The following is a 21,428-nucleotide window of genomic DNA, read 5'->3' on the forward strand; positions in this document are numbered from 1 at the left end:
GTCCCCCCACGTCGCAGCAACGATAAGTGCTGCCAGTGTGAAAATGCTGTACAGGCCCATGAAACCCAAGCATCGCCATCCGCATGCACTCACTCAGAGAGTTGCAGTCCGTTTTGATCGGAATGGCAATGCGGAGGGTTCTAAGCGGATTAAGTGGCCCGTGTTGCTTGGAGCGCGAAGCCTAAGTCGGCAAGGTGACTCGCGGTTCTTTCAACTGTCGTACGAATCTGATCTTCGCTGTGCTCGCTGGTAATAAAGTACCGCAGCCGCGCCGCGGATTCTTCCACCGCCGGATACAAAATCGGCTGCACGTTGATCCCATCACCCTTGAGACGGTTACTTAGCCGAAGGGCGACCAGCGAATTGCCGGTGATGACGGGAACAACCGGTGTCTGCTCGCTGACGCCAGTATCTAGCCCTGCTTCTTTGCAAAGCTTCAGGAATAGCTCGCTGTTTTGCCGCAGTCGCTCGACTCGCTCCGGCTCCTTCTCGACCAACTGCAACGCCGAGAGTGCGGCGGCAACCTGGGCGGGAGGCATACCAACACTAAAGACGAACCCTGGTGCGGTGTAACGCAGGTACTCGACCAACGCGGCACTTCCGGCAATGTAACCGCCACAGGATGCGGCGGACTTTGAAAGCGTGCCCATCCAAATATCGACATCGCGCGCATCGCAGTCCCAGAACTCAGCCATGCCGTGCCCGGTCTTGCCCATCGTGCCAAGGCTGTGCGCCTCGTCGACCATCAACATCGCGCGATGTTTTTTCTTGACCTTGATGAACTCCGGCAAGTTGCTGAAGTCACCGTCCATGCTGTAAACGCCTTCAATCACAATCAGCACGCGTCGGTACTGAGACCGCAACTCTTGCAAGGTCCGATCAAGGGCAGCAAAGTCGTTGTGTGGGAACGGTCGGCGGCGTGCTCCGGAAAGCAGTGCGCCTTGCACGATACTATTGTGCGAGAGTGCATCGTGCAGGATTAGATCGCCTTCGCCAACCAAGTGGCCGATGGTGGTTTCGTTTGTGGCGTGGCCACCAACCATCAAGATGGAATCATCGACCCCAATGAACTTGGCGAGTGTCTCTTCCAGCTGACGGTGAATCGGTTTTTCACCGGAGACCAATCGGCTTGCCGAAACACTGGTCCCGTATTTCTTAACCGCATCCGCGGCGGCTTCCGAAACGACGGGATGCCCGCTCATGCCCAAGTAGTTGTAGGTCGCGAAACTGATCAGTTTCTTGCCGCCGACGACGGTAGTATCTGCCGCAATCCCGTCGTGAACGGTAAAGAACGGGTTGGGAACGCCGGTCATTCGCATCTGCTCCATCGTCGCCTTCAAACGACGATACTCAGCGAATTGCTCCACTTGATCTTCCGGTTCGACAGCAGCGCGTTCCTGGGCCAGTGCTGTAGAAGCTTCGCCGCTGGTTGCGGGCCGCTTCGCGGCGACCGAACCGTTCGCATTGCCGGTTAACATTGCTTCGGCTCGCGCGTCGGCACCAGCAGGCAGATAGCGACTGATCGCGATTGCTGTTTCGCCGATCGTTTCGATTTCGTCGAGAACTTGTTCAGGGAAACGGCCACCGAACGTCCGTTCCAAATTCCGTGCAATTTCAAGACGCTCAAGACTATCCAGTCCCAGGTCCAACACGATGTTCGTGTTCAACGAAAGCTGCTTGGCACGTTCACCCGCGACCGAGCGCACATGGTATTGAATCGCTTGCACGATCAACGGATTAACGTCGGCATCGGTCAGGGACGCCGAAGCCGAAGTTGCGGCTTGGATCATTGGCCGGGCGTCACTTGCCACGACCGAGCCCGTTCCCGATTCCTCCCAGCGAACCCATTTCGCAATCAACTTCAATTCGTTGTCACGGACGGCGTGCAGACAAGCATGTCGCTGGATTTTGCCACTGCTAGTTTTAGGAACGCTACTGTTTCGAACCAGATAGACAGCATCCGGCGGAAGTTCGTGCTCGTCGGTCACGGCGCGACGGATCGCTTGAATTTGCGAGTCCCAATCGACGTCGCGTAACCGAGCAACTTCAGCGACAATTGCGAGCTGCTCGCGATTGTCTTGGTCCATCGCAAAGGCAGCCACCGCGCCGGCTTGCACGACATCCGACGCACGCTCGACTGTTTCTTCGATGTCTTGCGGGTACCGGTTCACACCGCGAACGACGATCATGTCTTTTAGACGACCGGAGACATACAACTGGCCATCGAAAAGGAATCCCAGGTCACCAGTTCGCAGGTACGGTCCGTCGCCGCCGGCAGTCTTGGCTTTGAATGTCCGTTCGGTTGCTTCTTTGCGGCCGTAGTAACCGGCTCCAACAGAAGGACTGCTGACCCAGATTTCGCCAATCGAATCGGCGGGCAATTCTTCACGCGTATCCGGATCGACGATCAGAACGGTTTCCGATGGCAGCACGGCCCCGCAACCGACAAGCTTTCTTGCCGTGGCATCGTCGTCTTCAACAGGGACGACACGCTTGCTGTCTAATTCGGTACGATCGAAAGACTTGATGATCGGGCGCGGATCACTCGGGCCGCCGGTCACAATCAATGTGGTTTCGGCCATCCCATAGCAGGGAAGACTAGCCGAAGGGTTAAAACCATACGGTTCGAACTTGCGACGAAATGCATCGAGTGTTGCTGCGCGAATCGGCTCGGCGCCATTGAATGCGATCTGCAAAGAGCTGAGGTCCAGCCCTTCGATTTCGCTTTCAGAAATCTTGTCGACGCAAAGCTGGTAGGCAAAGTTAGGCCCACCAGTGATCGTCCCGCCGTACTTCGAAATCGCTCGCAACCATCGCGTTGGACGCTGCAAGAACGTCATCGGGCTCATCAAGACGTTTTCGCAGCCGATAAACACCGGAACCAGGATCCCGCCGACCAAACCCATGTCATGGTAGGTTGGCAACCAGGAAATCCCGACGGACTTGGCGCGTGGTTCGAAGGCGTGAAAAATCAACTGGGCGTTGGCGACCAAGTTACGCTGGGTCAGCATGACGCCTTTTGGCGAACCGGTCGAACCGGACGTGTACTGCATCACTGCCAAGGTATCGCCGTCGATCGAAGGGCGACGATAGGCATCAAGGTTTCGACATTCGGGATCATCGGTGCCCAAAATCTGGACGCCCATCAAATCCCCATGGCGCACTTCGCCGCCAAGCTGTTCGGCTTGCTGGTTGGTGGTGAGCGCCCACTTGGCTCCCGCGTCGACGACGATCGATCGGATCCGCGAAGCCTTGCGGTTTTTACGCGGCGGGAATGCAGGCACGGCGACAGCACCGGCCGCATGACAAGCAAAGAACCCGACGATGAAGTCCAGTCCAGGCGGATATAACAAGAGAACTCGATCGCCGGGACGAATACGACAGCGACTTTGCAGGTAACCGGCAAGCGCCCGCACCTCTTTCCAAAGCTGTCCATAGGTCATCGGCAGTTCGATCTCTTCCACGTCCGTAAACATGAAAGCGATCGAATCAGGTCTCAAACCGGCCCAATGCTCAAGGATTGAGACATAGTGGTCGGTGGGGGGAATCTCGTTACCGTAGTATTGCTGGAAATCCACGAAGCTAACCAACGCGATGGGATAAAACGCCGATCGGGCACATCACATCCTGCGTTATCTGTGATCCCTGTCCGTCCGGGGGACCGACGTTTAGAACGGTCGACCTTCGAACGGAATCGGACTCTCCGGTGGCCGAGAACACCATCCGCTCAATTAGCAGAGTACATCGGCACAATTAAAGTTCCGGAAATAAGGACTAGGTCGACCCTGACGAAGTCCTACAGGATAGCGGCAAGAGGGCCTGCTTTACGACGCCCCTTTTCACAAAACGGAAAACCGACCGAGGGGAACCGTCTTACCCACAGGGGTCAACGAGCCGACAGAGGCCGCTGCAAGACCGTTAAAGCAGCCTTAATCAGTCACATCGCATCATTGCGGGTGTTTAATGCGACGATTTTCACGGCGGCGGCTCGCCGATTTCTGTGGCCCGCTGTGACGGGGACGTGGCTATGCGTCAGCGGTTTCGCGTTTGCGTTGACCGCTTTTGCGATAGTGCTGGCTGATCGCAAAAATCGATGCGAGATAGGCGGTTCCGAACAACACCGGCGCGTAAGGCTCGATCAACCGTGTTGCCATTAGCGGTGCGAGGGCAAAGAACGCGATGCCGGCCAATGCCGAACCGCCCCAAATATGACCGCTCATCGCTACAAAAGCGAAACCGGAAAGTGCCGAAGCGAGTGGGAAAAGGTGTTCCTGTTTAATCCCGCCCATCAACAGCAGGATATTGATCACCGCAAGCGAACTGAGGTACCCCAACCAAATCGACCAAACAGGGCGTTCGGCGATACTGCGCGGGCTAAGCGATCCGTCGCGGGCTCGATAGATCGTTCCCAAGATCAATGCGAACATGGTCAGTCGCGGAAGCCAGTAGGCGATCCTTGGGTCGAACTCCATTTGCAACAGGACAAAGATCAACAAGTGTGTCGAGAACACGATCAGCCCCAGCAGCATCAACGCACCGTGCCACTGTTGGAAATGGTTTTGATGTTGATCACGTCCAATCTCGCGGGCAACTCGTTCGATCAGTCCGCTACCGGATGCGGTGATCGGTTCGCCACGGAGAAAGCAATCCAAATCGTTCGCCAACTCGCCAGCCGTCATGTACCTCGCGGCCACGTCCGGATGCATCGCTTTCAGACAGATGTTTTCCAAATCCCGGGAGATGTCTGCACGATAGCTGCGTGGCGGGCTGGGTTCATCTTGCAATACGCTGCGCAGAACTTCGGCAGCGTTTGTTCCTTCGTGTGGAGGGACACCGGTCAGCAAGGCGTACAACATCGCACCAAGCGAGTAGATATCGGATGCGGCGCCGGCGGCAGATTTGCCAGAAGCCTGCTCGGGGCTCATGTAGTTTGGCGTCCCCAAAACTTGACCGGTGCGCGTCAGCAACGTTCCTTCCCGGTGCCATTTCACCAAACCGAAGTCGGCGACCAGGGGCCGATTGTCGGTTCCCAGCAAAATATTGTCGGGCTTCAAATCCCGATGCACGATCCCGGCATGATGTGCATAGTCAACGGCGCGCGCGATGTCGCGGACGACTTCGGCAACGGTAGGGTCATCCCATGATTGCTCGTCGACGTAACGCTGCAAGGTTGGGCCATCGACCAGCGGCATCGAGAAATACTCATGACCGTTCCAGCTGCCGATTTCATAAATGGAAATAATCCCCGGGTGATCCAGACCTGCGGCGGCTTCCGCTTCGATTCGAAACCGCCGGCGCTCTTCATCGCTGGCAAGCACACCGTTGCTGATAACCTTGACCGCGACCAAACGGTCGAGCCCTTTTTGGTGGGCGCGATAAACCACTCCCATCCCACCCCGGGCGATCTCCGCCTCGATTTTGTACGACCCAATTTCTTGACCACACAGCGACGCGGTCGGCGGCGTCGGCGAATCACCCAACCAATGGTGGTTGCGAAAAAAGCTTTTCAGCTCGTCGCTGTGCTCGGGAAATTGCTCGAGATAGACCGCCGGGTCGGGAGCCTCACCCGCATCGACTCGACCTAAATAATCGGCGATGACATTTTCGAATTGAGATTCCGAGTTGGAGTCGGTCATTGCCATGCTGAAACGGAGCTTCACTAACAGACGTTTCGCCGATTATACGTGACGAGTCGCCAAAGGCCATCGCCACCTGGCGATGCAAAAAACGAACTGTCCGGCAAACTGCAAAACGATGCTTCAGGTGCGTTTTAGCCGTTTTGTCTAGAGTGTTTGACCGCCGGGGGGTTGGCTGTGTTAATTTAGAGGCGTAGAAAGTTCTGAAAAACGAGCTTTCAGATATCAAGTGATCGCGAATCGGAGTCTCAATCTATGTCAGCGACCGTGTTCGACTGGCGTGCGGGTGCCACCATCCTCATGCGGTCTTGTCGTGGCAAACTGTTACGGATCGTTGGAAGTAGCTTGGTAACTGGATGGCTGGTCTGTCTTGCGACCAACATCTACGGCCAAGACAATCAGACAAACGATGGCAACGTCGCGCAAGCAGCGTCTGCTGATGAGACGCCCGAACAACAGCGTGAACGCATCACTGCTGAACGTTTTTTGACAGTGCTGCTTCGCCGTCCAACACGTGGTACGTCGCTGGATCGCGTTTTCAGTTATCACATCGGTCGTGGTGACATCGGCGAGTTGATTGAAGGCCTTGATGACGAAGCAGAAACGCAAACCGACGAAGCGGCGAAGGCTCGTTACAAAATGGTCGTCGGTCTATTGCAATCGCAACGTGGCGAAGACGCCAAAGCGGTCGAGGCGTTTCAAGCGGCAACACGCTTGACCCCGGACGATCCGTATGCGGCAAACTATTTGGGTGAAGCGTTGCTGTTGGTCGGACAGGAAAGTGAAGCGACCGAAGCATTTGCAAACGCCCTCGCAAATGATCCGCCCAAGCAAGAGTATCTGAAAATTGCCGGAGCGTTGGGACGACTATACCAACGCAGCGGACAACAAGCAGAGGCTGTCGCAGTCTGGAAGCAACTCGAACAAGCCTTCCCCGGCGACCAACGAGTTCTCGAACGAATCGCACACATCCTGGTCGAAGAAGGTGACCTGGACGCAGCACTGAAGCGATTCGACGCGTTGGCTGAAGAAGCGAGATCTGACAATGACAAGATTGTCTATGCGATGCGAGCAGCAGAGTTTCGCATTCGAGCCGGGGATCGAGACCAAGCGATCAAGGAAATCGAACGGTTGCTCTCGCGACTTCGCCCCGGAAGTTACCTGCATGGCGAAGCTCGTCGCAAAATCGAATCCGCGTTCCTTTCCAGCGCCGATTACGCCGGGCTAGCGTCCTACTATGAACAATGGGTCGACGACCATCCCGACGACATCGATGCAACGGTTCGCCTGGCGCGAACATTGTCGGCACAAGGTCGAACCCCGGAAGCGATCGAATGGTTCGAGCAAGCGATTGAACGTGCCCCTAGCGAATCGGCACCTCGGTTGGCTTTGATCGACGCATACGTCGCGGCCGAACGCTATAGCGATGCGGCAACCCAATACGAAACGCTGACCAAGAATGATCCAGACAATCCGGACCACTTGGTCCATTGGGGCCAAGTCATTCTTCAAGACAAAGACCGTGATGCCGACCAGCGGGCGCAAGCAGCGGCAAAGGTTTGGATGCGACTTGCCGACGCCCGGAGTGACGACGCGGTCGTACAATCCCAAGTCGCTGACCTGATGCGGAACGCGAAGCTGGAAGAACAAGCCCTACAGCGATATCGCGCCGCAATCAAACTGGCACCACAGGAGCCGCAGTACAAAGAGTACCTCGGCGAATACCTGTACCGCCTCAACCGAAAAGACGAAGCCTACGAAGTCTGGCAATCGCTTGCGGAAGGTGAGTTGCGGACACGCAAGAACCTCGTTCGCCTAGCAGAAATCCTGCACCAGTTCGAAAGGGAGTCGGATGCCATCACGGTGATGTCGGAAGCTTGTCAAATGGATCCGACCATCGAGGAGAGGATTCGCTTTGCCGAATGGCTGCGCGATGACCAACAATTCGATCCCTCGCTGGAACAAATCAAACTCGCGAGCGACTTAGCCGAAACGCTCGAAGACGCAGAGCGAGTTTTCAACGAAGAGGTCAAAACGTATCAAGCGGCCGGCAAGCTTCAGGATCGCATCGACCAGCTGCAATCCAATGTCGCCGATTCGCCCAGCGACGCGACCGCTTGGCGACGCCTGGCGATGCTCTTCAATGCCAATCGCAATGCCCGCGAAGCGACCGATGCGATTGAAAAGGCAATCGAACTCGCGCCCGATTCCATCGACAACCTGGTGATTTCGGCGCAGATGTACGAGGACGCGGGGCGACTACATCAAGCATCAATAAAAGGCGGAAATTGGCAGATACCGACACCCGGTTCCGCAGCGGCCATTTACAAAAACTGGCATCGATCTATCTACAGGTTGGCGAGCCAGACCAATCGCTAGCGGTCGGTGACGAATTACTGGCATCGTCTGGTGGATCGGTCGAATCGTTTCGTTTTTACGCCGACCTTTGTGGACGGCTGGGCAAGTCCGACTTGCGACTCGATTCGCTGCGCCGCTGTGTGAGAATGAATCCTCGTAGTGTCGATGCCCAGCAAATGCTTGCCGAACAGCTGGCCGAAGACTTTAAAACGGACCAAGCAATCGAACTGTACTGGCAAATCCTCGAAGGCAAGGATGATTTGGAGTCGCAACGCAAGGTAGTTGCCCAGCTTGCCAATCTGTATCTCCGTACCAATCGGCTGGACCAATTGGTAACGCGGTTGGAAATTCGTGGTCGCGAAATGTCTGACCGAAGAACAGCAGTCGACTTAACCGCCACCGCGTATGCCGAAGTCGGCGATGTGGGATTGGCCAAACAGACTCTTGAAGGATTGCTGCAAGAGAGTGGCCGCGACACGATGCTGATGCAACGTTTAGTCGAACTTTCACAACAGGCTGGCGAACTCGACGAGGCGCTTAGTTTGCAGCGACAGTTGACGCAGCTTTCGCCAGACCGAAATAACGAAGCGATGTTGGCGACATTGTTGCTCGATACGGGGGCAACCAAAGAAGCGGAAGCGATCTGGATGAAAATTGCTGAGTCCGAGAACGACTCAAAACAACTCCGACGCAACTTAAATCGCCTGTTTGACAACGGTGAACCGGAACTCGCTATCAAACTTGTCAATCAGGCGTTAAAGCATGATCCCCGAAATTGGGAACTGTTACTCGACCTGACGGTGTTTCAAGCGACTTCTGACCAATGGGAAGATTCTGCAAAGACAGCAGAACGCTTGATCTCGTTGGACCTCCCCGAGGAGACCTTGCCAGAGGGCGGAAAACCATATCCCACAACTCAAACATACCAGGGGCAAACGTATCCAAACCCGCCGATCCGATACGTCCGCGTCAATGGTCTGTATCCGTTGCTGCGTCTGGTTGATAGTCGCTATGGCTCTTCAGGCAATCCAACGTTGCCGACACCGATGGACTATGGCCAAGCCAAAGTGATGGCCCAGTACTGTAAGTTGCATTATCAGAATCAAGAAGGCTTGCCGGTCGAAACCAAGGTCCATGAGCTGGTGCAAAACGCGTTGAAAGAAAACGCGACAAGTGAAGAGGTTTGGGACGCCTATCAAAAGCAATTGCTCTATGCGACGGCGACGCAACAGAACTCGATGAACTATCAGAACCCGTCGGACTGGCCCTTGATTTGGAAGGTCGCGGAAAAGGTGCCAGCGTCTGGGGATTATGCGTTGGGCGTGCTACTGAATACACGTTCGAGCAATTACAAACAGCGTGAACTTCAGCTCCAACCGCTTTCCCAAGAGCGACTGGATTGGCTCAAGAATCGCGCCGACAACCAACATTCAGCGATGGCGACTTCGCTGCAGCATCCGCTGCTCAATTGGCATGCCTTTTATGTCGCGGAACTGGAGATTGCCCAACAGGATGAAGCCGCCAAAGAATACGCGAAGCGTCTCGTCGAAGTGACTTCCCAAAAGATCCGAGAGGAAAACCTGCAGGAATATGAGTTATTGCAAGCAGTCGAATTGATCAGCCTGTACGGCACCGATGACCAACTTTGGGACGCGATTGAAACGGCGCTGCGGACTGAAGGATCACGCCCCACAAACAATGCCGGCAACCGACTCGCATCACTTTTGTCTCGGTTTGCAAATCCACAACGTGTGAGCGACGGGTTGAGCAAAGGCGTCGCAAATTCCAACTACCGTCAACGATTGTTTGAAATATCGGACACACTGATCGCCCAGTACGCCGACCAGCCGCTTCGCCATCGGACGATTTCACTGACTGGCACCGGCGGTCCACGCAACAGCTACCAGCTCATCAACGGCAACTATCGATCAATTGTTATCGAATTCCCTCCCCAAGGACTCGGTCCCGACGACGAGATGATACGAGTCTGCCATCAAGTCTGGGAATCGCTCGACAAGGAGGACGCTGTCGACGAATGGATTGCCGCGATCGAAACGTCGCTGACAAGTTCTGCCGATTCTGGCAAGGCCGAGAAGCCCGCCAAAAGCGTCTGGCAACGCGTGTTCCTTGCCTGTGTGCTGCAATGGGACGGACAAACGTCGCGCGCGTCAGAATTGATCGAGGAAGCGATCGCGATCGCTCAAGACGCCACGCCGCAACTGGACGCTGAATTGCGTCTCTTGTCGGCCGACTTGAAGCTGCGGGCCGGGCAACAAACTCAAGCTCTCGATACGATCGATGCGATCAGCGTCTACGATCGGCAAACGATGGCCATCCGAGAATTTGCGGCAGCAAAGCTGAGTGCCGCTATCGGTAACGTTGAACGTGCACGCGTGGCCGCACGACGACTTTTCGGTGTTCGTCTTTCCGCGTCCGCACAAATCGAGCTGGCCAAACTGATGAGCAGTCTCGGCATGCAAGACTTGGCAACGGACCTCGTTCGCCGAATGCGAAGTCGTGGCGGCAGCACCCCCGACGAACTTGAATCGGTCATGAGGTTCTATTTTAGCCAGCAAGAAACGGAACTGGCGTCGGAAGTCGCGATGGAGTTACTTCGGCGCAACGTCAATGTTTCTCGAAACACCCGCAACCGTACGACCGCCAATGCGCAGCGTCTGAGCGCCTTACAAACCCTGGCGAAAACCGGAAAGTTAACGGCGTTAATTGAACAAACCGAACAGCGTCTGGAGAACGCGCCCCAAAGTACACGGATCCGTGTGGAGCTCGCCGAGATGTACGAAGCGATCGGGCAAAAGCAAAAGTCGCTGGCGTTGATGTCGAGTGCAGACACCGACTCGGTGACCAGCTTTACCGCACTGATCGATACCGCGCGGCAATTCGCTCAGGCCGGCAACCACGATGCCGCTTGTGATGCCTATCTGAAAGCATTCCGTACAAACCAAAGTTCGTTCAGTAATGACTTTTATGAAATCATCCAACCGTTTGAGCATCAGCAACGCTTGAGCGATTTGGCAGAAATGATGGTCGAAGTTGGCGTTCAGAAGTTTGACAGGTATCGCGTTTCAGAAGTCTGCAACCGACTGGTACGATCAGAATCACACCTCGATGATGCTCGCAAGTTTTTCGAGGCGATCCTTGATTCGATCAAAAGCGTGCCCGGGCAACAAAGCCAATCGTTTGACAACCTCTCCGGGTACTTGCCGCGCTATTTGAAAAGCGAGTCGACGATGCGCAAGCTGACCGAGACGCTGATCGAGTACTCGAAATTGGACCGTGGCTTCACTCGCTTGTTCTCTGGTTATTCGACGAGCCAAGATGGTGAGCACAACAACATGGTGACAACGTTTACACGGTTTCTGCAAAAAAATCCGGAACAGCTCAACTACGTTATCGAACGTGTTCGCCAAGCGAGCGAAGAAAACGATCAATGGGCTAGTGGTCGACTTTGGCTGGGAATGCTCTATACGGCAGACAAACAATTCGACGAAGCAAACGTCCTGTTCGACCAAGCGATCGCAAGCAAAGGCTCGGATCAATTGTCGTATAACGGTCTTTGGCTAGTTGCAAGCTACATCGATCAATTCGATCCGCTCAAGCCGACCGCAGAACGTTTTTACGAACACGCTTTAACCGTCCCATCGAACTACCGAACGAGCGATTTCCAATACACGCTTGAGTCACGTTATTGCAACTTCCTGAAAGACAATGGCAACGCCGAGAAAGCTCGTCAGATAGCGCTATCGACATTGAACTCCGCGGATAGCGAACCGCGGATTGTCGGCAACAACGACTACGAAGCATACCGCCGCATCAGCAACACGATGTCCCTGATGCAATTTTTCAAAGAACTCGGTTACCCAGCCGATGGCCTGAGGATCGCCCGCGACCTGGACCGATCGCTCTTCGATAAAGCGAGTCGCTACGGAAGTAACGCCAGTCTCGAAAACTTCGAAAAGGTGCAGTCCGAATTAATCAAGCAGGTTCAGGAGCAAGGGGGTGTCGATGGACTGCGTTCTCTGATCGCATTGAAAGATGATCAAAAGCCGGCGATCGATTTTTTGATTTCGCAGGGCACCAATCCGTTCACCCAGGATGGACTCACGTCAATCTGGTTGGATATGGCACGGTCTGCGACGAATAAAACCGAAGACGAGCAAACGGCAAAGTTAACTACCTTTGTCGAAGAATTGCATGAGCTTGCAAAAGAACGTCCGGATGATCAATCGCTTTCAACCGCAATCGCTTTGATCGAGTGCATGCGTGGTGACCTAAGCGTCCTGCGCACGCAGCTTAATACTTGGACCGGCAGCGGAACGGACCAGACCACTGGATCGCAGATCACGAAAGATCAACGCAATCTGTTAACGTTGATGGCTTCCCAGATCTTATTGAAAGCCAAGGAACAGGATCAACAACTGTTGATGCAAGCCTTCGAGATTGCTTTGGAAGGGTCGGCAAATGACGACTGTTTTGTTCTAGCAGAGCTTGGAAAAGCGTTCCTGCAGCGCGGTGACTTGGATGCCGCCCAAGCGAGCTGGATGCGTGCTGTCGATCGCGACGTCGACCAATGGCTGTTGCTAGACCTTTCCACAGCAGCCATCGAACACGAAATGGCCGAGTTGTCGGCGGCTGCATTTGATGCGGCGATCGAAGCTCCCAAACAAACGCTCGGATTTGATGCCCTATCCAAAGGCGTGTCGTCGCTCGGCGAATTGCTGGGAACCGCTTCCAGTTCAACCTCATCTGCAGTTTCCAACGCTTCCGTCACGTTGAATGGGGCTGATATCCGTCAGGCTCAGCAGATGATGAAACTGGACGAGGCATGGCGGAAACACAATATGCCAACGTCTAAAATCTTCGATCCGTACGTGCGTTTGGTCTTCCCGCAAGCCAAAGAGCCGCATGTCTTGATGGTCGAACATCAAGCGGGGCAAGATCAAAGCGTTTTTGTTGACAGCGTTCTGGCATTGCTCGCGCAGCGGGCTCACGATACGAATCAAAGCGATGTCTTGCTTGAACATGTAAGTGCGGATACTCCGCAAAATAACTTGATCGCGACACTGATCTTATTGCTCGACGATCAAGGCATCGCTGCCAAGAAACGGCTCAGCCGAGTGAAATCCGACAGCATCAATTCGATGGCTCGATTCCTGCCTTTGCATGTCCTGCCGATCGCACTTGAGTATCCGGAAACACGCGAGCAAGCGGCACAACTTTGTTTAGCACTGATTGAAGCCAATCGCCCGACAGAACGCTATGCAGACGTTTCGCCGTTCGATGCACTCTCATACCACTTAGCGAAAGTCTGTTTGGACCGAAATGTCGACGGGCAACTTGCCTCGAAGTCGATCAACTTGTTTTTGGAAATCTCCAATCACGACAACATGCGCTACAGCGACCTTTCGTCACAGTTGCGTCGGCGGCAAGATCAAATTGAACGTGTCGCTCGGTTGCTGCTTCCCAAGGGGATGACCGCCGAAGCGCTGCTGTACCTGGGAATGCGAGACGAAGCCTTTAATGCCGGCCTGGACACGTCATTGGACTGGGTCGGCTGCTGGGCGCTCGAAAGCATTCAGGGCATGCAGGATCGTGCGGTCGCTTACCATGTCCTCGCCGACTGGACGTTCAACGGTGATGGCGGATTGAACAGGATCCAAACCCTCGCCCGTCGGCAACCGCTGCCCGATTGGATTCCGCCGAGTGTCGGTGGCCATTACCCGCCGTTTCCGCCGGTGGCTGATCCCTATCTTCCGATCGCGACCAACTACTACTTCCTGGCCCGATTGGCACAGGAAACAGGAATGCGGCAAGACCTGCTCGACCGCTTGTACGAAGCCTATTCGAAAGGCCGTGCCGGTGCGGATGTCGCTCTCGCATCGGCTTTGGCAGAGTTTGAAATGCCGATCGAAGCCAATCTGATTCAGGAAATCGAAGACCGACTCAAAGCGAGCACGCCGGTGTTTAACGGTCCCAAATTTCGCGTCCCATTGGCGGAGTTCCAATTGGCATCGCAGTTGGCCAACCGTCCAGAATTCGAAGCCTTTGTGGAGCGGACGACCGAGCACATGCTCGCACACACGCAGGCGCAAAGCCGAGGTTTCCTGATGCCGTGGATCTCCCGGTATCAATGGAAACATGGCTGGGCAACGACGTCTAGCTGGACGGAATCTGAATCGCTACGGCACTGGTCGAAAGCCACGCTCGCGAACGCACATGACCGCTACGAAGGAAAAACGCCGGCGATCTGGGTGGCTGATGAAAAAGGAGAGCTCGCACATGTCGCCGGATATGGAATGGATTACCTGTGGCTGAAGTATCCGCTTCAAGGCAACTTTACGATTGAGTATGCGAGTGATGACGGAGGCTGGTCCGAGTCATCGGTGATCGTTGACGGGCTGAATCTGTTTCCCAACGCAAGCTCAGGCGCATTGTATGTCTGCGCCGACGGAGAGCGAGAATGGGTGCGTCACTTCACTCAAAAGCTAAAAAAGAACACGCTGAATGAGTGCCAAGTCGTTCGAGACGACCAGCACACGAGCTTCCTTGCCAATGGGCAGTTGTTCTATCAAGAAGCTCGTCACAACAGCACGCCATTCGTCGGGTTTGGTTGCAATGGTGACAAACGGCTGATCGTGCACAACATCAAGATTAGCGGCCAGCCAACGATTCCACGCGAAGTGGACTTGATTGCCGGTGGCGACCTGCGTGGTTGGTCGGGATCCTATTTTGATGCCGACTTACCATCGTCGGACATCAACATGGAGAAACGCGACAACGACGCTGGCGATCCTCGGGCTGTGCGGCAACGCCCAAGTATGGACGACTTCAATTCGTTGGCCTGGACGATTAAAGAGAAAGAACTGGTCAGTGGTGGAAGCGGTCGACATGGCTACCAAAACCAGCAGTGCCTGCAATACCAGCGACCTCTTTGCAACGGCGAAACGCTGAGCTATGAGTTCTATTACCAGCCCGGTAAGTTTGAAGCCCATCCGACAATCGGACGCGTCGCTTACATGCTTCGCGAAGACGGCTGCAAACTGCATTGGATGAGCACTGGAAGCACCTCGTGGAGTATTCCGCCGGACTATGAAGTCGCAGCTTCCGACGCCTTCGCTTCTGACGCCTTCGCTTCTGACGCCTTCGCTTCTGACGCCCCGGGTTCCAACGCCTCCGCACGACCGATTTCACTGAAGCCAGGCGACTGGAACCGCGTCGAAATCACACGCAACGGCGTAGATGCCGTGATTAGCGTCAATGGCGAAGTTATTTTCGAAGGCGAGCCGCTAACCAGAGATGGAACGATGGTCTTTGGGTTCTTCCACAATGCGGAACAAACCAAGACTCGCATTCGAAATGTGAAATTGACCGGTGACTGGCCGGAGCAATTACCGGAGAACCTGTTCGAAACGATTGCGAATTGACGTCGCGGTTCAAGAATTTGCATTTCGATAGGCTTGCCCCGCCAGGACGTAATGTTCGGCACCGTGCCGAATCATCTCTTCATGGCGCGGGCTGACTTGCCCACGGATCTTCGCCGGAGTCCCGGCAACGATTGAACCTGGAGGAATCTGCAGCCCTTCGGTAACGATTGCCCCGGCGGCGACAAGCGATCCGCGACCGACGACCGCACCATTGAGAATGACGGCACGCATGCCGACCAAAACATCATCTTCAATCGTCGCACCGTGGATAATCGCACCATGCCCGGCGGTCACCCGGTCGCCAATGGTGCAGGGAAATCCCGGGTCCGCGTGCAAAACACAGTGATCTTGGATATTCGTTTGACAGCCGATACGAACGGCTTCGGTATCGCCTCGGACCACCGCATGGAACCAAATTGAACTTTCACGACCGATCGTGACGTCCCCTAAAACGACAGCCCCCTCAGCGCGAAAGACAGTTTGGTCGACTTGATCGGGGCGAAAATCGATTTGAAATTTCATGATTGTGTGGTGGATTGTCGATCTGGAAAACTTACGGCGATCTTTCTATCAAATCTGCGTGGTGCCATGACATGCTGCTTTGGGGCATTGCTATACTCAACGCATGTTCGCAAAGCAGTGTTGGTTAGAAGATGATTGACGAGCAATTCTCAGGTGGCGTGTTCAATGACGAGCTCCCCACAGGGCGTGCCGGCGCCGAAATCACGCTGGCCCCAGGGGCACTCGAGGCGGTCACGACCGATGGTAGCGTCTTCGTGATCCCGTATCGCGAATGTCAGATTGAAATCGGCGGCTTCAATAACCGGATGGTTTTCTGCCGGACGCAAGATCGATCTGTGACCGTGTTCTGCGATCACAAAAAATTTGCCAAGTCGCTTTCTGCGGCAGCCTCAGGCGTCCTCGACAACCAACTCGGGGCGTCCAAACGTCAGATGAAGAGCCGTTCCCGCCGTGCGACGGCCTTTGGCTTCGCCTGTTTGGTCGGAATTATTCTGCTTTGTATTGGCGGATATTTCGGCGTTCGGTACGGGGTTTCTGCCGCGATTCAGGTGATGCCTGTCAGCGTCGACCGAGCGATCGGGCAATCCGCATTCGGCACAATGGATGTTGGCGGTCCGGAAATCAACGATGCCGTTGTAGTCGGTGCGGTCGAGCAGATGGTCGAGCGATTAAAGCCGCACGCCGCGATCGACGGACTGGAATTTGAAGTCCACGTGGTCGATTCGCCCGTGCTCAATGCGTTCTGTTTGCCCGGCGGGATCATCGTGGTTTACACGGGATTGATTGAAGAGGCGAAATCACCGGAACAAGTTGCTGCGGTGTTGGCCCACGAGATGTCTCACGCGACGCTTCGTCATGGGATGGAACGCGTCGGTCAATCGCTCGGATTTTGGGCCGCGGCGACATTCTTGATCGGCGATTTAACCGGATTGATGGCTGCCGGCACCGAACTGTTTCACTATGCCGCGGTCAACAGCTACTCACGCGGCCAAGAAGACGCCGCCGATGCCGAAGGTGTCAAAATGCTTTACGAGGCGGGTATCGATCCCAGCGGCATGGCTCAGTTTTTTCAGATTCTGGAAGAAGAGCATGGCGACGTGCCCGACGCTTTGGCTTGGATCAGCACCCACCCGCAGCACGCTGATCGAATCGATAGCGTTAATGCGATCATCAAGTCTTTGCCGAAAAAAGAATACACCCCGATCGATGTCGATTGGAAAGAAGTTCAAGATCGAGCGACCATGAAAAAAAATCCCCCGGGAGACGGTTGATGCACACCGAGATACGCGACAAGCCAGCGTTTGCAAACCTGTATGTCCGGCTGGAACCGGGCGAACAAATCATCGCCGAAGCCGACGCGATGGCCAGCATGGATGGCTCGATCGAAATGTCCACGAAGTGGAGCGGCGGTGTCGCACAGGGCGTTCTGAAACGTGCCTTCGGCGGTGAATCGATGTTCGTCAACACGTTCACGAGTTCGACTGGCGGCGAATTAGTCCTGACGCAACCGTTTCCGGGAGACATGCATTGCATCGAGCTCAACGGCAACACGATGTTCTTGCAACCGGGCGCATTCATCGCTTGTGAACCGAGCGTCAAATTAGGGCTGGGTTGGGCTGGGATCAGAATGATGATTGCCCGCGAGGGCTTGTTCCGGCTCAAGGTCAGCGGCGTCGGCAAGGTTTGGTTCGGGGCCTATGGCGGTATCTTTGAACGCGAAGTCAGCGACGAGTACATCGTCGACACCGGGCATTTGGTCGCTTATGAACCAACCGTTGGAATCCAAGTCGGTATGGCCGGCGGGATTTTCTCCAGCTTCTTCAGCGGCGAAGGCCTGATCACGCGAGTCAACGGCCCTGGCAAGATCTACATGCAATCGCGGTCCTTCGACGGCTTGGCAGCTTGGACCAATTCGCATTTGTGGTAGCGAGCGATTCCGTTCGTCTTGCTTATCGATCGCACCAACATTTTGAACTTTTGAGTTAGCAACATGCACTACGAACTCCTGTCACGCCCGGCGATGACGGTGGCCAAGCTGACGCTTGCGGCTGGCGAATCCGTCACCTGTGAAGTCGGCGCGATGATCGCGATGAATGGTGGTTTCAACGTGGAAACGACAAGTCGCAAACGTGGTGGCGGAGGCGGCGGGATCGCGAAAGGCCTGAAGCGAATGTTCGCCGGTGAGAATTTCTTCTTAAACCATTTCACCGCCACGCATCCTGACCAGTCACTGATCATCGGCCCAGCAATGTTGGGCGATATCATGTATTACCAGATGACTGGCGGAACGCTGATCGTTCAAGGGTCCAGTTGGCTTGCCTCATCGACCAGCGTCGACATTGACGCCACATGGCAAGGACTTGGCAAGGCACTCTTTAGCGGCGAGCGGATGTTCTGGGTCAAATGCTCAGGCGTTGGTGATTTGCTGCTCAACAGCTTTGGCGCGATTCACTGCGTTGAGGTCAGCGGCGAGTACGTCGTCGACACGGGGCACATCGTCGCGTTCGAAGACACCTTGCAATTCAAAATTGGTAAAGCAGGGAAAAGCCTCGTTGGCAGTTTTCTTGGTGGCGAAGGCTTGGTCTGCAAATTCAGTGGCCAAGGCAAGCTGTACTTCCAAACCCACAACCCGCCAAGCTTTGGACAGCTTCTGGGGCCGAAATTGAAACCGCGATAACCCAACGTATCGACCTCATCGAATTCGCACCAAAACTGATTCGGCCTTTCGTGCCCCCAAACACACCGTGACACTATGATTCAATTCGCTTGCCCTTCTTGCCAAAAGCATTACAAGGTCGCCGACGAAATGGCCGGCAAGAAAGGGAAATGCAAAGAATGCGGCCAATTGATGATGATCCCAAATCCGGTGGTAGCCGAACCTCCGGCACCGATCGAAGATCCATTCGCGCAGACGTCACAACCTGATCCGTTCGACGTCAACGCTGTGGCAGCCGAGGCGGATAACGCGCAGGCTTACTTGGGTGGCGCCGAACTGCCTGGCGGAACAGCCTTTCCGCCCGAGGACGTCCCCGTCTACACAACGCGAAACACCAGCGACGGTCCGCTTTCAGGAACGACGCCTGAGCTATCCTACGAAATCACACAGCGCCCCGATTTTTCGATCGTTAAAGTCGATCTTGAGCAGGGCAGCAAAATCTTTGCCGAGCCATCGGCAATGGTTTCGATGTCACCAACGATCCATTTGGAAGCTGGTTTCAAAGGCGGGTTTGGGAAAACGCTCGGCCGTATGTTTGGCGGCGAAAGCCTGATCATCAACACCTTCACGGCTCAGCAGGGCAGTGGAGAAATCCTGTTCGCAGGAGGCATGGCTGGCGACGTCGCGTACTATCGTCTCGAAGGCAACTCCATCATGTTGCAGCGGGGCGCTTACATGCTTAACGGGCCTGGCGTCGAAGTAACCGGAAAATGGCAAGGCGCGAAAGGTTTTTTTAGCGGTGAAGGTTTGGTACTGCTAAAAGCCAGCGGAACAGGCGACTTGTTTTTCAACTCCTACGGCGCCATCTTGGAAGTCGATGTGACGGACACGTACATTGTCGACACCGGTTATATCGTTGCATTTGAAGAAACCTTGGACTACCAAGTCACGGTTCTGCCCGGGTTGCGCAAAGGTGGAAAGTTGAAATCGTTTTTCTTTGGTGGTGAAGGCTTGGTTGCCAAATTCAGCGGGTCCGGACGCGTATGGATCCAATCCCGACAGGTCACGTCATTCTTGTCTTGGGTCAATGCATTCCGCCCAACGAAAAGCAACTAGGCGACTGAAGAAACGCCCCTGTGTTGCTCTCGCACATCCACAACGCTTGATCGACTAAGATGCATGTTGCTGACCCGACAACATGCACTCGATCTAGCGTTTCCCTTCCATGACATCCCGCCATCCGTTTTCAATCGCAGCAATTTGTGCCGCGATTCTCGCGACAACGATCACTTCATCATTTGCGGTCGCGGCCAAACCCAACGTCGTTTTGATCTTGATGGACGACATGGGTGCCCATGATCTATCTGGCGAAGGCAGTTCGTTTTACCAATCGCCAAACATCGATCGAATCGCAACAGGCGGCATCCGATTCACCAACGGCTACGCAACTTGCTGTGTGTGCAGCCCTTCGCGAGCCAGTATCCAGCTCGGCACGTTTCCGGCGCGGCACGGGATAACAGATTGGATCGGCGCGAAGAGTGGCCTCGAATGGACTCGCCCCAACCGAGTTCTCCCCGCCGAATACGAACACCGCCTTCCGGCCGAACAAACGACGATCGCCGAAGCATTTCAAGAGGCGGGTTACGGAACGTTCTTTGCCGGCAAGTGGCATCTCGGTGACAAAGGTTCGTGGCCGGACGATCATGGCTATCAAGAGAACAAAGGCGGCCATGATCGTGGCAGCCCTCCCGGTGGATTCTTCTCGCCCTACAAGAATCCGGTGCTTGCTGACGGCCCCAATGGCGAATCACTTCCGATGCGACTCGCAAAAGAAACGGTCGACTACATTCGCAACCATCGCGATCAACCGTTCTTCGCAATGCTGTCGTTCTACAGCGTTCATGCACCCGTCCAAACACGCAAAGAGCTCTGGCAAAAATACCAACAACTCGCGCCGGCGCTTCCAGATGGCCAATCGCGTTTCAAAGTCGACCGGACGTTGCCGGTCCGCCAGGTTCAAGACCACCCCGTCTATGCCGGTATGATCGAAACCGTAGACGATGCCGTCGGCGTCGTACTAAAAACGATCGATGAATTGTCGCTCGCCGACGACACCATCATCGTTTTCACCAGCGACAACGGAGGCGTATCATCGGGCGATGCATACGCGACGTCGAACCTGCCGCTGCGGGGTGGAAAGGGGCGTCAATGGGAAGGCGGAATTCGCGAACCGCTTTACATCCGATATCCGGCAATGATCAAACCAGGCACGCATGACGATACGCCGGTCACCGGAGCCGATTTGTATCCGACACTTTTGGACTTGTGCGGGTTGCCACTAAAACCAGAACAGCACCTCGATGGGGTCAGCTTGAAGCCGCTTGTCCAAGGCCATTCGATTGCAGAGCGAGCACTTTATTGGCACTACCCACACTACGGAAATCAAGGTGGTGAACCCAACGCAATCATCCAAAAAGATCGTTGGAAACTGATCCACTACTTCGAGGACGGTCGGCACGAACTATACGATCTGTCCGCAGATCCGAGCGAAACGAGCGATCTCGCTCTCACGCATCCGGCTAAAGCGCAGGCAATGTGGAACCAACTCGATGCTTGGTTGACCGAAGTTGGCGCCAAACGCCCAAAACCAGATCCCCGTTATGAGCCGTCAAAAACGCAAGAATTCTACCGCCGCATACAAACCAACAATTTGCAACGGTTGGAGGAATCCCACCAACGGTTTTTGGAGGCTGATTGGCAACCCAACGATGATTGGTGGGGTAGTTTTCAGACGGCAGATTGATCTTCAATTAT

The 21,428-nt window shown here is 54.9% G+C and carries 10 protein-coding genes; 7 read left to right on the top strand and 3 right to left on the bottom strand.

All coding sequences use genetic code 11. From position 1 onward, the window contains the following. Positions 1-149: 149 nt before the first annotated feature. Together CGZ80_RS12435 and CGZ80_RS12440 are read right to left on the bottom strand one after the other, a co-directional pair. On the bottom strand, positions 150-3,578 hold the full coding sequence (locus tag CGZ80_RS12435) for an aminotransferase class I/II-fold pyridoxal phosphate-dependent enzyme (protein WP_094414809.1): 3,429 nt from the start codon (positions 3,576-3,578) through the stop codon (positions 150-152). Between the two features lie 447 nt (positions 3,579-4,025). Then, positions 4,026-5,636: a serine/threonine protein kinase gene (locus tag CGZ80_RS12440; RefSeq protein WP_158222675.1), complete on the bottom strand. Its 1,611-nt coding sequence runs from the start codon at positions 5,634-5,636 to the stop codon at positions 4,026-4,028. A 255-nt stretch (positions 5,637-5,891) separates the two neighbouring features. On the opposite strand from CGZ80_RS12440, the gene CGZ80_RS12445 reads away from it, so the two are divergent. Both CGZ80_RS12445 and CGZ80_RS12450 read left to right on the top strand, forming a co-directional pair. Continuing rightward, complete coding sequence (locus CGZ80_RS12445; RefSeq protein ID WP_094414813.1) at positions 5,892-8,015, top strand: tetratricopeptide repeat protein; 2,124 nt, start codon at positions 5,892-5,894, stop codon at positions 8,013-8,015. After that, complete coding sequence (locus tag CGZ80_RS12450) at positions 7,925-15,436, top strand: DUF1583 domain-containing protein (RefSeq protein WP_094414815.1); 7,512 nt, start codon at positions 7,925-7,927, stop codon at positions 15,434-15,436. The genes CGZ80_RS12445 and CGZ80_RS12450 overlap by 91 nt, the downstream gene beginning before the upstream one ends. A 9-nt stretch (positions 15,437-15,445) precedes the next feature. Here the strand turns inward: CGZ80_RS12450 and CGZ80_RS12455 are convergent, their stop codons facing one another. After that, complete coding sequence (locus tag CGZ80_RS12455; protein ID WP_094414817.1) at positions 15,446-15,958, bottom strand: gamma carbonic anhydrase family protein; 513 nt, start codon at positions 15,956-15,958, stop codon at positions 15,446-15,448. 131 nt (positions 15,959-16,089) lie between these two features. Here CGZ80_RS12455 and CGZ80_RS12460 point away from each other — a divergent pair, with 131 nt between their 5' ends. From CGZ80_RS12460 to CGZ80_RS12480, 5 genes are all read left to right on the top strand, one after another. Beyond that, positions 16,090-17,229, top strand: coding sequence for a M48 family metallopeptidase (locus tag CGZ80_RS12460; protein ID WP_233148385.1), 1,140 nt, complete (start codon positions 16,090-16,092; stop codon positions 17,227-17,229). Next, a complete protein-coding gene (locus CGZ80_RS12465) occupies positions 17,229-17,885 on the top strand; it encodes a TIGR00266 family protein (RefSeq protein ID WP_094414819.1) in 657 nt (218 codons plus the stop codon). The genes CGZ80_RS12460 and CGZ80_RS12465 overlap by 1 nt, the downstream gene beginning before the upstream one ends. Before the next feature lie 63 nt (positions 17,886-17,948). Continuing rightward, a complete protein-coding gene (locus CGZ80_RS12470) occupies positions 17,949-18,635 on the top strand; it encodes a TIGR00266 family protein (RefSeq protein ID WP_094414821.1) in 687 nt (228 codons plus the stop codon). Between the two features lie 75 nt (positions 18,636-18,710). Continuing rightward, positions 18,711-19,730: a TIGR00266 family protein gene (locus CGZ80_RS12475; protein WP_094414823.1), complete on the top strand. Its 1,020-nt coding sequence runs from the start codon at positions 18,711-18,713 to the stop codon at positions 19,728-19,730. A gap of 109 nt (positions 19,731-19,839) precedes the next feature. Further along, entirely contained in the window at positions 19,840-21,417 is a 1,578-nt protein-coding gene (locus CGZ80_RS12480) for a sulfatase (RefSeq protein ID WP_094414825.1), read from the top strand. Positions 21,418-21,428: the final 11 nt, after the last annotated feature.

The organism is Rhodopirellula sp. MGV (assembly GCF_002251265.1).
Lineage (GTDB): Bacteria > Planctomycetota > Planctomycetia > Pirellulales > Pirellulaceae > Stieleria > Stieleria baltica_A.